Consider the following 14,927-nt stretch of genomic DNA (forward strand, 5'->3'; position numbering starts at 1 on the left):
GGGAGAGGGAATAAACAATGTTTCCCATAACTTTTGTTTTCCCCCTCTCCCTCTGGGAGAGGGCCGGGGTGAGGGGGAAAGCTGACCTCTGACTAAAACTGATTCTTCAGCTGTTCCCGGCGATACTCGCCCTGCCGTTCCAGCATCCAGCCAGGATATTCCCGCGGCAGCTCGCTCACCGCGTTCAGCCTTTCAAGCTCATCATCGCTAAAGCGAATGCCCGTCGCGGCGATGTTGTCACCGAGCTGCTCGAGGCGTTTCGCGCCGATAATCACCGTCGTCACCGCCTGCTGATGCAGCAGCCACGCCAGCGCAATCTGCGCCACGGAAACGCCTTTTACATCGGCAATTTCGCGCATCACATCCACGCAATCGAACGCGCGATCTTTGTTGACCGGCGGGAAATCAAACTCCAGGCGGCGGCTGCCGGTTTCGGCTTTCCCGTCGCGATCGTACTTACCGCTAAGCAACCCGCCCGCAAGCGGACTCCATACCATCAGGCCGACGCCCTCGCTCTGCATCATCGGCACCAGCTCGCGTTCCAGGTCACGTCCGGCGATAGTGTAATAGGCCTGCAAAGAGGCAAAGCGCGTCAGCCCCAACCTTTCGGAGATCCCCAGCGCCTTCATGATTTGCCAGGCCGCCCAGTTAGAGACGCCGATATAGCGCACCAGTCCCTGCTGCACCAGCGAGTCCAGCGCACGAAGCGTTTCCTCTATCGGCGTGGCGGGGTCAAAGCCGTGGAGCTGATACAGGTCGATATAGTCGAGCTGCAGCCGCTGCAGGCTATCTTTAACGCTGTTCAGGAGATGGAAACGCGATGAGCCACGGGAGTTCGGCCCGGCGGTGCCGGTTTCGCCAAATGCCTTGGTAGCCACCACCACATTCTCTCGCGGCACGTTAAGGTTTTTCAGCGCCTGCCCGGTGATAATTTCCGAACGCCCGCCGGAGTATACGTTGGCCGTGTCGATAAAGTTAATCCCGGCGTCCAGAGCACTGCCGACCAGGCTGTCGGCATCTTTTTGCGCGAGCTGGCCAATTTTGCCCCATATGCCGTCTTCGCCGCCAAAGGTCATGGTGCCAAGGCAAAGCTCTGAAACAAACAGGCCGGTATTACCTAGTTTTTTATAACGCATAGCGGTACCTCATGGTCAGGGTTTCAGGAAGGAAGAGTGCGGACTGTTAGTTATACGCGTCGAGTCCGGCTCTGGAATGGGGAATTTCTGCTCATTCCTTGCCTGTTTCTGCCTGAATCAGAGGTAGCGAAGTAGCTGCAATAAACCGTAGCCCACCAGCGCCGCCCAGAGCAGCATTGGCAGAGAGTAAAGGTGGAAGCGCCACCAGATGCGGCGATCGTTTGCCATACGAAGGGCAATCAGGTTCGCCAGCGAGCCTGGCAACAGGCCAAAACCGCCAATATTGACCGCAAAGGCCAGCAGCAGCGAGGCAGGCACATAGTTCAGCAGCAAAATAGTGGCAGGAACGTTGCTGATAAACTGTGAGAGCAAGACGCCAAGGCTAAATAGCCCGCCTGAAGAAAGCTGAGCCACGCCCTGAAGCGAATGCTGCAACGCCGGAAGCTGAGTGATGAGGTGCACGTCAATAAACATCACCATAAACACCGCCAGCAGGCTCCAGTCGATGCTGAGCAGTACTTTACGCGCCAGTACCAGGAACCCAAGCGCAATCAACCCCAGCCCCCAGATTTCAAGCTTCAGCTCCAGCGCAAGAATAAACACGATATAGAACGCCAGGCAGCACCAGACCAGCTTAGGCTGCCACTGGCTTTCATTTGCCTCGCCAGCATAGTGCAGCGGCTTTGGCTTAAAGCAAAACCACGCCAGCACCAGCAGGCTGACGGTCATCGCCAGCGCCAGCGGCGTCATCTGCCAGGTAAACGCCCCGAAGGAAAGCCCTGAATGCCCCCACAGCAGGATGTTCTGTGGATTACCGACAGGCGTTAACAAAGAGCCGGCATTGACCGCCAGCGCCTCAAAGATAATTAGCTTGCTGGCCGGTACCGAGCAGAGTTTTTTCAGCGTGATGGTCAGCGGAACGATGATAAACAGCGCGACATCGTTGGTCAGGAAGGTGGACAGCAACGCCGCTGCCGCCACCATGAACAGCGCCAGCTGGCGCTCGTTGGCAAAGCGCGCCACCATCTTGCGGCCCAGCACGTCGAAATACCCGCTCAGCTCCACACCTTTGGTCAACATCATCAGCCCGGTCAGGGTAATGATGGTGTGCCAGTCGATAGCCGCGGGCCACAAAGCCGGGCGGAACGGCACCGCCAGGCTTAGGGCAACGCCGATAAGCAGTAATAAATGCAGGAATCGATCGCGCAGGAAAGGCTGCGCCAGACGCAGCAGCATGTTTAGCCGATACCCCGCTCTGCGCTGAATTTACGGAAAGCGTCCAGCGTCTCTTCGCTGACGTGGTGCTCGACGCCTTCGGCATCAATGCGCGCGGTCTCCGGGCTGATGCCCAGCGCGAGAAAGAAGTTTTCAACGATTTGATGGCGCTCGCGGCTTTGCTGCGCCAGTTTTTCACCTTCCGGCGTTAAAAAGACCCCACGCCACGGGATTTGCTCAATCAGGCCAACGGAGGCCAGACGCTTTAGCATCTTTGCCACCGTAGGCTGGGAAACGCCCAGGCGAGCGGCCATATCGACCTGGCGAACCTCACCCACTTCATGAATCAAATCAGAAATCAGCTCAACATAATCATCAATTAACTCACGGCGGTGCGCTTCACGTACCTGCCTGAAGCCCTCAACATGCTCTTCAATATTCGGTAATGGCGTCACTTTTTCGCTGTTCTTTTGCCCTACCCGACGGCTCATAGTGCTTCCTCTTCCAGTGGCGCGGCGTCGTCATCTGACAACGGAAGGCGTCATTGTAAACCAGCATTGCTCATCCACAAAAATTTAACGAAATAGCCATGGCTATAAAATATAGCCTGTGCTATACCTGTATGTAATGCAGTCAGACCTGTTTATGGAAAAACGGTCGCACGGCTAACAGGAGGACGCTATGAACGAATTTAAGAGGTGCATCAACGTGTTTACTCAATCTCCCTTCCAGGTACGCTTAATGCTGCTGAACATGATTTGTGACTGGGTTTCAGGCAAATCGCAGCAAAAAGAAGAAAAAACCCAATAACGCCAGGCATCCGCCGCCTGGCGACTCCGCTTAGCGTTGGTGGCTAACGGTCATTCTTTTGTCACATTCTCCCTGCAAAATTCCCGCTAATGGCTACTTTGGCCGAGCTTTAACCCCATCATTTGTCGGATTTGCTATCCGTCTCGCAAAACAGCTGTCTGTTATCAGTTGATCTTCTTATCTTACGGCTCTATCTTCTTGCAGCCCTGCACATGAAGCGGCTCGCAGATGCGGTGCTACTCCCCTTCGTTTCCGTCTGTCAGGCAGGCTCTACCCTTATCGCCAGGGTCACCGCATGGCGTTTTGCAAGACCATAATAAAGATGAATGTAACGGTTAAAGATACCCTGACTGCTCGCGGAATCATGCTGAATCCGTGGACCGGTTTCTATTTTCTTCAGTCCCTTTTAATTAACTTTGCGCTCGGCTACGAATTTAGCCTGCTTTACGCGGTTGCCTTTAGCTGCGTGCTTTTACTGCTTTGGCGCACGACACCGCGTTTCCAGAAAGTCTTGATTGGGCTTTGCAGCGCCGTGGCTGCGATGTACTTCCCGTTTAGCCAGGCCTACGGCTCGCCGAACTTCAATACGTTACTGGCGCTGCACTCAACCAATTTTGAAGAGTCCACGGAGATAATGACTATCTTCCCGTGGTACAGCTACGTGGTTTCCCTCTTTATTCTCGCGCTTGGCGTAATGGCATTGCGCCGCAAAGGTGAAGAAAAACGCCGGTGGAGTCATTTCGATAGCTTATGCCTGGCCGTCAGCGTGGGCTGTTTTTTCGTCACCCCGCTGAACAACCTCGCCTACGGCGGCGTATTTAAATTTAAAGACACGGGCTACCCGGTAGTTCGCTTTGTGAAAGACGTCGTGGTCAATAACCACGAAGTCATTGAAGAACAGACCCGCATGAAGGAGCTTTCTCAGCAGAAAGACTCCTGGAACGTGGTTTCTGTTCAGCCTAAGTACCACACTTATGTGGTGGTGATTGGCGAGAGCGCCCGCCGCGACGCGCTGGGTGCCTTTGGCGGCCACTGGGATAACACCCCGTTTGCAAGCCAGGTAAAAGGCAACCTGTTTATGGATTACGTCTCCGCCAGCGGCTCTACGCAAAAATCGCTGGGGCTGACGCTGAACCGCGTTGTAGACGGCAAACCACAGTATCAGGATAACTTTGTCACCTTAGCAAACCGCGCCGGCTTCCAGACGTGGTGGTTCTCAAATCAGGGCCAAATCGGCGAATACGATACCGCCATCGCCAGCATCGCAAAACGCGCCGATGAAGTGCAGTTCCTGAAGAACGGTGATTTTGAGGCCGATAAAAATACCCGCGACGAAGCGCTGTTAAAAATGACGGCTCAGGTTTTTGCCACGCAGCGCAGTACGCCGCAGCTGATTGTGCTGCATTTGATGGGCTCTCATCCGCAGGCCTGCGATCGTACTCAGGGCAAATATAAAGATTTTGTCCAGTCCAAAGAGACGTCCTGCTATCTCTACAGCATGACGCAAACCGACGACCTGCTAAAACAGCTTTATCTGCAGCTGCAAAACACCGGGAACAGCTTCTCGATGGTCTATTTCTCCGATCACGGGCTGGCGTTTAAAGAGCGTGGCACCGACGTGCAGTACCTGGCGCATGACGATAAGTTTCAGCAGAATTTCCAGGTGCCATTTATGGTGCTGTCGAGCGACGACGCTACGCACAGGCTCATTAAAGCGCGCCGCAGCGCCAATGACTTCCTGAATTTCTTCTCTGCATGGACGGGGATTAAGGCGAAAGAACTCACGCCGAAGTACAAGTTTATTTCCGAGCAAAAAGCCGGGCCGACCTGGATTACCAACTTCAATCTACAGAGAGTGGACTATACTCATCTGCAGACGGATATCTTTGAGACCAGGACGCGTTAATCGGCCAGCCGGTTTACAGGTAAAAAAAATCCGCCACGTGGGCGGATTTTTTATTTCAATCCCGGAAGGGATTAGAAGCGGTAGCCTACGCCAGCAATCCAGGTGCCAACGTCAACGCTACGAATACGGCTCTGCTCGTAGGAGAAGTCCAGAGCAACGTTTTCGATTGGGTTGAACTGCAGGCCAGCACCGTAGGAGAAGCCGTAGTCGCTCACAGAGTTATGCTCTGGGAATGCGGTCTGCTGGAATTTACCGTAGCCAACACCGACCACGCCGTAGATGCTTGCCCAGTCGTTGATGCGGTAAGCAGGACCAGCGGTGATGCCGTAGTACTGACCTTTGTTGTACACGCCGTCCTGAGTGTCGCTTTTCTGGGTGTAGGTGAAGGAACCGATGTAGCCCAGCGGGGTATCATTTTCGTAACGGTATTTCAGGTTGAAACCGCCAGCTTTGTTAGCAACGCCCTGCATATCGCTCTGAGCATAACCACCGGTTACGGTGCTGGTTGCTGCAGATGCGGTACCTACGGAAACGGCCAGTACACAGGCCAGTGCTGAAAGACATGCAATTTTTTTCATAATATCCACCTCAAATGTGCTTCAAGTAAGTCCTAAGTTTTAAATATAACAAAAGGATGACAGAAACTCTTCGCCAATTGTGTTGTCTAATGAACCTTTTCATGTAACATAACATTTCCACTACATGTTAACTCACTAAAAAACTTGAGGAATAAGGCCGTGCGACGGCAAATATTAACCCCTATAACAATTCCGTCATTCAGATAATTCTGGAATTATTTTTGACATAAACTGACAAAACTGCCCGATCTTACTCCACGCCATGAGAATTTTTCTTAATGAAAATTCAACCAGCCATAACTTAATCCTTTAGACTGGGCTGACTTTTATTTTCTTGACCAAATACAAACAAATACTGACAAGGTACAGGATGCCGCAAACCTCCCGTAATATACCGCGCTGGCTGCCCATCGTGGTTCTGCTTATTGCCATGACGTCAATTCAGAGCGGCGCTTCGTTGGCTAAATCATTATTCCCGCTCATTGGCCCCCAGGGCGTCACTTCGCTGCGTCTGTTTCTGGGGACGCTAATCCTTGTGGTGATTTTTAAGCCCTGGCGACTGCGCTTTAAGCCAGAGCAGCGTCTACCTCTGCTGTTTTATGGGCTGGCGCTGGGGAGCATGAATTACCTCTTTTATGTCTCGCTGCGCACCGTGCCGCTGGGCATTGCTGTAGCGCTAGAATTTACCGGGCCGCTGGCCGTTGCGCTCTTTGCCTCACGCCGGGCGGTGGACTTTATCTGGGTGGTGCTGGCGGTCGCCGGGCTGTGGTTCCTGCTGCCGCTGGGCCAGGATATCTCCCACGTTGACCTTGCTGGCGCTGCCTATGCGCTGGGGGCAGGTGCCTGTTGGGCGGTCTATATTATTGCCGGGCAAAAAGCAGGCGCAGAGCACGGCCCGGCGACGGTTGCTTTTGGTTCTCTGATTGCGGCGATTATCTTTGTTCCGCTGGGCGCATGGGAAGCGACCAGCTCGCTGCTGCAATGGTCGCTCCTGCCCGTTGGCCTGGCGATTGCCGTGCTCTCGACGGCGCTGCCCTACTCGCTGGAAATGATTGCGTTAACCAGGTTACCTACCCGCACCTTCGGCACGCTGATGAGCCTGGAACCCGGCCTTGCGGCGCTGTCGGGCATGCTGTTCCTCGGTGAGCACCTGACGCTGGTGCAATGGCTGGCGTTGCTCTCCATCATCGCAGCTTCAGTGGGTTCAACGCTGACCATGAAGCGCGAAACGCAGCTTAAAAATGTCGACATAAATTAATCCGTCGCCCTGCATTTAATGCGGTGATAATTACCGCATTAAATGATTTACCCGCAATCAAGCACTTATATTTTGTCCACTGGGCAATACTTAATAAGAATTATTTTCTTTTCGCTGTCATATTTATTCATTCTTTTTGACACGAATTTGAAAGTAGAGATAACCCACTGTTCCACAATGCATTTGCTTTTACCACTTTCCTCTCGCTATCGGTTTGATAGGTATTACCCTCACCAGCAAAGTAAAAAAGCGGTGCTATACTTATTGCCGGTAATTCATTGGGACACCAACATCAAGAGGATGAAAGATTATGAGTACCGCTAAACTGGTAAAAACTAAATCTACAAACCTGCTATATACCCGCAATGATGTGAAAGACAGCGAGAAAAAAGCCACCATCGAGCTGCTGAATCGCCAGGTCGTCCAGTTCATCGACTTGTCGCTGATTACCAAACAGGCTCACTGGAACATGCGCGGGGCTAACTTTATTGCCGTACACGAAATGCTGGACGGCTTCCGCACGGCGCTGACCGAACACCTCGACACCATGGCCGAACGTGCCGTGCAGCTGGGCGGTGTTGCTCTGGGCACCACTCAGGTGATCAACAGCAAAACCCCGCTGAAAAGCTACCCGCTCGACATTCATACCGTTCAGGAACACCTGAAAGAACTGGCCGATCGTTATGCCATCGTAGCCAACGACGTGCGTAAAGCCGTCAGTGAAGCGAAAGACGAAGACACCGCAGATATTTTGACCGCCGCATCCCGCGATCTGGACAAATTCCTGTGGTTCATCGAGTCCAACATTGAATAACGCATAGTTTTTTCCTATGGCCTCCTCCCCGCCCGGGGTCGGGGCCTGCACCAAAACAGCGCAGACCATTGCTCAATTCATAGCCCAAAGTTAATAAAATGTAATAATCACCTCACACAATCGTTAACGAATGATTGTTTTGTCCTCTGATTTCGCGGTAAAACTACCCCCTACCCTGCCGGTTCATTTTGCGCACCAAAATGGTGCACCATAACGGTGCGTTATGACTGACTTGCAACGCTCAATGTGCAATGTTAAATAATCACATCCTTGCAAAACAGTAAGTTGCAATTTTGGCACGATTCTTTCATGAGTCGCCGCTGACGCAGGGGATCGCCCCGTGGATTAACAAAGGAAATGCTATGAAGTCGATTTTGAAAGTTTCACTGGCAGCACTTACCCTGGCTTTTGCAGTATCTTCCCATGCCGCTGATAAAAAACTGGTCGTTGCGACCGATACCGCGTTCGTTCCTTTTGAATTCAAGCAAGGCGATAAATATGTCGGCTTTGACGTGGATCTGTGGGCCGCTATCGCTAAAGAGCTGAAGCTGGACTACACCCTGAAGCCAATGGACTTCAGCGGCATCATTCCTGCCCTGCAAACTAAAAACGTTGACCTGGCGCTGGCCGGTATCACCATCACCCCTGAGCGCGAAAAAGCGATCGACTTCTCCGACGGCTACTACAAAAGCGGCCTGCTGGTGATGGTCAAAGCCAACAACAACGACATCAAAAGCGTAAAAGATCTGGACGGTAAAGTGGTCGCGGTTAAAGGCGGCACCGGTTCCGTTGATTACGCGAAAGCCAACATCAAAACCAAAGACCTGCGTCAGTTCCCTAACATCGATAACGCGTACATGGAACTGGGCACCAACCGCGCTGACGCGGTTCTGCACGACACGCCAAACATCCTGTACTTCATCAAAACCGCCGGTAACGGTCAGTTCAAAGCGGTAGGTGAGTCTCTGGAAGCACAGCAATACGGCATCGCCCTGCCTAAAGGCAGCGACGAACTGCGCACCAAAATCAACGGCGCGCTGAAAACCCTGAAAGAGAACGGCACGTACAACGAAATCTACAAAAAATGGTTCGGTACTGAACCAAAATAATAATTCTAAGCGTTAAGTAAGACCTGAGGGGCGCCTTTCGCCCCTCTTATTATTAAACGCCTCCAGCGCCTTAAGACCCCGGTCTGAAGCGCAAAGAGGTGAACCACGGTAGACAACAGGAACACATCATGCAGTTTGACTGGAGCGCCATTTGGCCTGCAATTCCCATCTTGTTTGAAGGCGCTAAGATGACCCTATGGATTTCAATCCTGGGGCTTTGCGGCGGTTTAGTAATTGGTTTAGTCGCGGGCTTTGCTCGCACCTACGGCGGTTGGATTGCCAACCACGTTGCCCTTGTTTTCATCGAAGTGATTCGCGGCACGCCTATCGTGGTGCAGGTAATGTTTATTTACTTCGCCCTGCCGATGGCCTTTACCGATCTGCGTATCGATCCGTTTAGCGCCGCCGTCGTCACCATCATGATCAACTCCGGGGCTTACATCGCAGAGATAACCCGTGGTGCGGTACTGTCTATCCACAAAGGCTTCCAGGAAGCTGGCCTGGCGCTGGGGCTGTCTAAACGTGAAACCATTCGCCACGTAATCATGCCGCTGGCGCTGCGCCGTATGCTGCCGCCGCTGGGTAACCAGTGGATAATCAGCATCAAAGACACCTCGCTGTTCATCGTTATCGGTGTGGCAGAGCTGACTCGTCAGGGTCAGGAAATTATCGCCGGTAACTTCCGCGCGCTGGAGATTTGGAGCGCCGTTGCGGTCTTCTATCTGATTATTACCCTGGTGCTGAGCTTCGTGCTGCGTCGCCTTGAAAGAAGGATGAAAATCCTGTGATTGAATTTAAAAACGTCTCCAAGCACTTTGGTCCAACCCAGGTGCTGCACAATATTGACCTGAACATCAAACAGGGCGAAGTGGTGGTGATTATCGGGCCAAGCGGCTCCGGTAAATCCACGCTGCTGCGCTGCATCAACAAGCTGGAAGAAATCACCAGCGGCGACCTGATCGTCGACGGCCTGAAGGTAAACGATCCGAAGGTCGACGATCGCCTGATCCGCCAGGAAGCCGGCATGGTGTTCCAGCAGTTCTACCTGTTCCCGCACCTGACGGCGCTGGAAAACGTCGCCTTCGGCCCGATCCGCGTGCGCGGCATGAAGAAAGACGCTGCCGATAAGCTGGCCAAAGAGCTGCTGGCGAAGGTTGGCCTGGCAGAGCGCGCGCATCACTACCCGTCAGAGCTTTCCGGCGGCCAGCAGCAGCGTGTGGCTATCGCCCGCGCGCTGGCGGTAAAACCGAAGATGATGCTGTTTGATGAGCCAACGTCGGCCCTTGACCCGGAACTGCGTCACGAAGTCCTGAAAGTTATGCAGGACCTGGCTGAAGAAGGCATGACCATGGTTATCGTCACCCACGAAGTCGGCTTTGCCGCCAAGGTGGCCTCCCGCCTGATCTTTATTGATAAAGGTCGCGTGGCGGAAGACGGTAACCCACAGGAGCTTATCGACAACCCGCCGAGCCCGCGCCTGCGCGAGTTCCTGCAGCACGTCGCATAACGTTTCACTCAGGGCGGCTAAGCCTGGCCGCCCTGCTTTTTCTGGAATTATCCCGCTTTTTACCTCACCAAAATCTTAGCCACTATACTTACTCCTTTGTCCGATTTCTCAGTCCGGAGGAGCGCTGTGCGATGGATCCTGATATTACTGTTTAGCCTGATGAGCCTGCCCGGCCATGCGGTCACCTTACCCGCCGCCGCCGTTGCCGCCTCAACGTCCCAAAGCAGTACCGCAGCACCGGCAGAGCCCGGCGTAGAAGAAAAGAAAAAAGCTTATTCGGCGCTCGCCGACGTCCTGGACAACCCCAGGTCCCGCAGTGAACTCATCGAGCAGCTTCGCAAAGTCGCCGCTGACGACGCCTCGCCAGGCGTGCCTGCTATCACGCCACCGGACACGCTCACCGAAGATAAAACCGTGCTCGAAAACGTCACCGACGTCAGTCGCCGCTACGGGGGAGAACTCACGCAGCGCTTTGAGCAGCTCCAGCAAAACATTGCCAGCGCACCGAGGAAAGCCTTTAACCAGCAGACTTTCTTCAATGCGCTGAGCCACTTCGCGATGCTTGCCAGCGCCGTCTTCGTATTTTATTTTCTGCTTCGCGCCTGCGTCCGGCCGCTGTGGGCCAAAATGGGCGACTGGGGGCGAAGAAAAAATCGCGACCATACCAACTGGCTTCACCTGCCGATAACCATCCTCGGCGCTTTCGCGGTGGATATCCTGCTGCTGGCGCTGACGCTGTTCGTCGGGCAGCTCCTCAGCGACAAAATGAACGCCGGCAACGCCACCATCGCGCGCCAGCAGGGGCTGTTTCTCAACGCCTTTGGGCTTATCGAGTTCTTCAAAGCCGTGCTGCGCCTCATTTTCAGCCCGCGCTTCCCGGCGCTGCGCCCCTTCCCCATCGGCGACCAGGGCGCCCGTTACTGGAGCCTGCGCCTTTCGTGGCTGAGTACGCTCATTGGCTACGGATTATTGGTGGTGGTGCCGATTCTCGCCAATCAGGTCAACGCCCAGATCAGCGCCACGGTCAACGTGGTGGTGATGCTGCTGATCACCGTCTGGGCGCAGTACCTGATTTTTCACAATAAACGCGCCATCCAGCAAAGTCTGATTCACCTGGCAGACCGCTCAATGAGCTTCTTTAGCCTGTTTATTCGTGCTTTTGCGCTCATCTGGCACTGGCTCGCCAGCCTCTATTTTGTGGTGCTGTTTTTCCTTTCGCTCTTCGATCCGGGCAACAGCCTGAAATTCATGATGGGCGCCTCGCTGCACAGCCTGACGATCGTCGGCGTGGCGGCGTTTATCTCCGGCATGCTTTCACGCTGGATAGCAAAAACCATCACCCTTTCTCCACAGGTACAGCGTAATTACCCCGAGCTACAAAAACGCCTTAACGGCTGGATATCCGTCTCGCTGAAGCTGGCGCGCATTCTTACCGTTTGCGTAGCAGTCATGCTGCTGCTGGATGCCTGGGGACTTTTCGATGTCTGGCAATGGCTTACCCAGGGAGCAGGAGAGAAAACCGTCGATATCCTGATTCGCATCGTGCTTATCCTTTTCTTCTCTGCGGTCGGCTGGACGCTGCTGGCAAGCCTGATCGAAAACCGCCTCGCGTCGGATATCCACGGCCGCCCGATGCCAAGTGCGCGGGCCCGCACGCTGCTGACGCTGTTCCGCAACGCGCTGGCCGTGGTGATAAGCACCATCACTATCATGATCCTGCTTTCTGAAATTGGCGTGAATATTGCGCCGCTGCTGGCCGGGGCGGGCGCGTTGGGGCTGGCGATAAGCTTTGGCTCGCAAACATTGGTAAAGGATATTATTACCGGGATATTCATTCAGTTTGAAAATGGGATGAACACCGGCGACTACGTCACCATCGGGGCGATTACCGGCACCGTAGAAAAAATGTCTATCCGTTCGGTGGGCGTCCGCCAGGATACCGGGGCTTACCACATCATCCCCTGGTCATCGATAACGACCTTCGCCAACTTTGTGCGCGGGATCGGCTCCTTCGTCGCAAACTATGACGTCGACAGGCAGGAGGACGTGGATAAAGCTAACCGGGTGCTGAAAGAGGCGGTGGAAGCGCTGATGGGCCAGGAAGATATTCGCATGCTGGTGATTGGCGAGCCGACGTTCTCGGGCATCGTGGGGCTGACAAACCAGGCCTTTACGGTGAGAGTCACCTTTACCACCCTGCCGCTAAAACAGTGGACGGTGCGCTACGCGCTCGACGGCATGGTCAAAAAACACTTTGATGATGCGGGCATCAGGCCACCGGTGCAAACCGTGCAGGTCATGCAGCCGGGTGCCGATGCGGTGCAGACCTTACAGGCCTCAGAAGCGGCGGCGGGTGCGTTACCCCCCGCCAGCCCGACCGGCTAATTATTTCCCGCGGTTTTTTGCCCAGCGTGCGCGCTGGGCATCATCCATAAAGCTCCAGGCGATGAAACGGCTCTGCTTTTGCCCCTGGGCCATCTCTTTTTTCACCACTTTCACCACGCCGGTTTCCTGCATCACGCGGTACAGCGCCGGCAGATTTTCACCTTTTGACACCAGCGAGGTGAACCACAGAACCTGGCGACCAAAAGCCTTACTTTCTTTGATCATCTGGCTAACGAAGGCCACTTCGCCGCCTTCGCACCACAGCTCCTGCTCACGGCCACCGAAGTTAAGCGCGCCATCTTCGCTCTGCCCAAGATTGCGCCGCTTACGTTCGCTCACGCTGCGGGCCGCTGCCTCCGAGTCGTGGAACGGCGGGTTGCACAGCGTGGCGTCGTAGGTTTCATTTTTATGGATAATCCCGTCCAGAATACAGGCGGCATTTTTCTGGCGGCGAAGGCGAATCATGCGGCTCAGCCCAGGATTGCCGTCAATAATTTGCTGGGCGCTGCGGAACGCAGCATCGTCCAGCTCAGAGCCGGTAAAGCGCCAGCCGTATTCGTGCTGCCCGATCAGCGGATAGATGCAGTTGGCGCCCACGCCGATATCCAGCACGGAAGCCTGAGCGGGCACGGCACCGTCGTTACCTTCCGCCAGCAGATCGGCCAGATGGTGAATATAGTCCGCGCGCCCCGGCACCGGCGGGCAAAGGAAACCTTCCGGAATATCCCACTGCTTTACCTGGTAGAAATGCGCCAGCAATGCCTGGTTCAGCGCCTTAACCGCTAACGGATCGGCAAAATCGACGGTGGTGTCACCGTGCGGCCCCTGACGCAAAAACGCGGCCAGCGCCGGGCTGCTTTCGGTTAACGCGGCAAAGTCATAGCGACTGCGGTGGCGGTTGCGCGGGTGCAAACCGGGTTTAGTGGCGGCTGGGGTTTTCATCGGGGCTTCTCCTTGTGTGGGCGCGTAAGATACTCTGCTCTCTGCGTCGGGTAAATACATCGACGGCGATTTGACCTCTTCAACATCAATTCAGGTGCGCAATGAGTAAAAAACGTTATTACTACGAGCCCTCGGTGGGCCACGGCTTACCGCACGACCCGCTGAACGCTATTGTCGGGCCGCGCCCGATTGGCTGGATTTCCTCCTGCAACCTGCAGGGCCAGCGTAATCTCGCACCTTACAGCTTCTTTAACTGTTTTAACTATCGCCCACCAATCATTGGTTTCGCCAGTAGCGGCTGGAAAGACAGCGTCCAGAACATCCTCGACACCAAAGAGTTCGTCTGGAACCTGACCACACGCCCTCTTGCCGAACAGATGAACGAAACTTCCGTCACGCTCCCCCGTGGCGAAGATGAGTTTCAGCGCGCAGGCCTGACGCCGGTTGCAGGGACGAAGGTCAACGCCAGCCTGGTGGCGGAAAGCCCGGTCAACTTTGAGTGCCGCCTGTCGCAGTGCATTCGCCTGACGTCTGCCGACGGCGACGAGCTAAACAGCTGGCTGGTGCTGGGTGAAGTCGTTGCCGTGCATATTGATGAAGAACTGCTTATCGACGGCATTTACCAGACGGCGCTGGCAAAACCCGTGCTGCGAGCCGGGGGGCCCACCGCCTATTACACGGTCGATGAATCCCTGCGTTTCGACCTCGTCCGCCCCGACGCCCGTTAAATCAACAATATCAGCCACATAAATGTGTGTTTTTTGTCAGTTTTAGGTCAAGTTTTATCGTTCAAAAAACACGCACAAGTCCATCAATTTTTTGCGTCATTGCCTGCCAGCAGGAGAACTAAACTGTAACTGTCAGACAACAAAAAGGTGTTACGCTCTTAACGCTCAAGAGGATGTAAAGATGAAAAAACTGCTGTATTTCTCTGCGGTTATCTCTCTTGCTGCACTGCCTTTTGCCTCCATGGCAGCCCAGGAAATGAGTGACGCAAACCTTGGTCAAATGCAACCTATTGGCACCGTGACGGCCAAAGCCAGCAACCTTGACGATCTGCAGGCCAAACTGGCAGAAAAAGCCAAAGAACAGGGTGCAACCGGCTACGTGATTAACTCTGCGGGCGGTGATAACCACCTGTACGGCACCGCCACTATCTACAAATAGCCCTTGTCCAGGCCAGCAAAATGCCCTGCAGTCCACTTTGCGGGGCATTTTTATTTCTCCGCTACGAAAAAATATTTAAGCAATCATATGATACTTATAT

At 54.2% G+C, this 14,927-nt stretch carries 15 protein-coding genes; 10 read left to right on the forward strand and 5 right to left on the reverse strand.

Features of this window, described 5'->3' with window-relative positions; translation table 11 throughout:
* Positions 1–92: 92 nt before the first annotated feature.
* The 3 genes from HX778_RS21475 to mntR all read right to left on the reverse strand — a co-directional run bounded on the left by HX778_RS21475 (position 93) and on the right by mntR (position 2,842).
* Positions 93–1,136 (reverse strand): aldo/keto reductase, encoded by a 1,044-nt coding sequence (locus HX778_RS21475; protein ID WP_176983025.1) that lies wholly within the window; start codon positions 1,134–1,136, stop codon positions 93–95.
* A gap of 117 nt (positions 1,137–1,253) precedes the next feature.
* Positions 1,254–2,372: an SLC13 family permease gene (locus HX778_RS21480; RefSeq protein ID WP_038474224.1), complete on the reverse strand. Its 1,119-nt coding sequence runs from the start codon at positions 2,370–2,372 to the stop codon at positions 1,254–1,256.
* A 2-nt stretch (positions 2,373–2,374) separates the two neighbouring features.
* Complete coding sequence (gene mntR, locus HX778_RS21485; protein WP_038474227.1) at positions 2,375–2,842, reverse strand: manganese-binding transcriptional regulator MntR; 468 nt, start codon at positions 2,840–2,842, stop codon at positions 2,375–2,377.
* Between the two features lie 190 nt (positions 2,843–3,032).
* Here mntR and mntS point away from each other — a divergent pair, with 190 nt between their 5' ends.
* Together mntS and HX778_RS21495 are read left to right on the forward strand one after the other, a co-directional pair.
* Positions 3,033–3,161, forward strand: a complete 129-nt coding sequence (gene mntS / locus HX778_RS21490) for a manganase accumulation protein MntS (protein WP_176983026.1) — start codon at positions 3,033–3,035, stop codon at positions 3,159–3,161.
* Between the two features lie 322 nt (positions 3,162–3,483).
* Positions 3,484–5,067, forward strand: a complete 1,584-nt coding sequence (locus HX778_RS21495) for a phosphoethanolamine transferase (RefSeq protein ID WP_176983027.1) — start codon at positions 3,484–3,486, stop codon at positions 5,065–5,067.
* A 71-nt stretch (positions 5,068–5,138) separates the two neighbouring features.
* Here the strand turns inward: HX778_RS21495 and ompX are convergent, their stop codons facing one another.
* Positions 5,139–5,645 (reverse strand): outer membrane protein OmpX, encoded by a 507-nt coding sequence (gene ompX, locus HX778_RS21500; protein WP_038474235.1) that lies wholly within the window; start codon positions 5,643–5,645, stop codon positions 5,139–5,141.
* A 370-nt stretch (positions 5,646–6,015) separates the two neighbouring features.
* Between ompX and rhtA the strand changes: the two genes are divergently transcribed.
* From rhtA to ybiO, 6 genes are all read left to right on the forward strand, one after another.
* The gene (rhtA, locus tag HX778_RS21505; RefSeq protein ID WP_038474238.1) at positions 6,016–6,903 is read left to right on the forward strand and encodes a threonine/homoserine exporter RhtA; all 888 of its coding nucleotides are present in this window, start codon (positions 6,016–6,018) and stop codon (positions 6,901–6,903) included.
* Between the two features lie 310 nt (positions 6,904–7,213).
* Complete coding sequence (gene dps, locus HX778_RS21510; RefSeq protein ID WP_038474241.1) at positions 7,214–7,717, forward strand: DNA starvation/stationary phase protection protein Dps; 504 nt, start codon at positions 7,214–7,216, stop codon at positions 7,715–7,717.
* A 362-nt stretch (positions 7,718–8,079) separates the two neighbouring features.
* The gene (glnH, locus tag HX778_RS21515) at positions 8,080–8,826 is read left to right on the forward strand and encodes a glutamine ABC transporter substrate-binding protein GlnH (protein ID WP_038474244.1); all 747 of its coding nucleotides are present in this window, start codon (positions 8,080–8,082) and stop codon (positions 8,824–8,826) included.
* A 128-nt stretch (positions 8,827–8,954) separates the two neighbouring features.
* Positions 8,955–9,614: a glutamine ABC transporter permease GlnP gene (glnP, locus tag HX778_RS21520; protein ID WP_008461026.1), complete on the forward strand. Its 660-nt coding sequence runs from the start codon at positions 8,955–8,957 to the stop codon at positions 9,612–9,614.
* Positions 9,611–10,333, forward strand: coding sequence for a glutamine ABC transporter ATP-binding protein GlnQ (glnQ, locus tag HX778_RS21525; RefSeq protein WP_038474247.1), 723 nt, complete (start codon positions 9,611–9,613; stop codon positions 10,331–10,333). The genes glnP and glnQ overlap by 4 nt, the downstream gene beginning before the upstream one ends.
* Positions 10,334–10,459: 126 nt before the next feature.
* Positions 10,460–12,718: a mechanosensitive channel protein gene (ybiO, locus tag HX778_RS21530; protein ID WP_176983028.1), complete on the forward strand. Its 2,259-nt coding sequence runs from the start codon at positions 10,460–10,462 to the stop codon at positions 12,716–12,718.
* Here the strand turns inward: ybiO and rlmF are convergent, their stop codons facing one another.
* Entirely contained in the window at positions 12,719–13,660 is a 942-nt protein-coding gene (rlmF, locus tag HX778_RS21535; protein WP_176983029.1) for a 23S rRNA (adenine(1618)-N(6))-methyltransferase RlmF, read from the reverse strand.
* 101 nt (positions 13,661–13,761) lie between these two features.
* On the opposite strand from rlmF, the gene HX778_RS21540 reads away from it, so the two are divergent.
* Together HX778_RS21540 and HX778_RS21545 are read left to right on the forward strand one after the other, a co-directional pair.
* Positions 13,762–14,388, forward strand: coding sequence for a flavin reductase family protein (locus tag HX778_RS21540; RefSeq protein WP_038474255.1), 627 nt, complete (start codon positions 13,762–13,764; stop codon positions 14,386–14,388).
* Positions 14,389–14,569: 181 nt separating this feature from the next.
* Positions 14,570–14,827, forward strand: a complete 258-nt coding sequence (locus HX778_RS21545; RefSeq protein WP_038474258.1) for a YdgH/BhsA/McbA-like domain containing protein — start codon at positions 14,570–14,572, stop codon at positions 14,825–14,827.
* The last annotated feature ends 100 nt before the right edge of the window (positions 14,828–14,927 follow it).

Origin of the sequence: Cedecea sp. P7760 (genome assembly GCF_013386425.1) — a bacterium.
GTDB lineage: Bacteria > Pseudomonadota > Gammaproteobacteria > Enterobacterales > Enterobacteriaceae > Cedecea > Cedecea selenatireducens.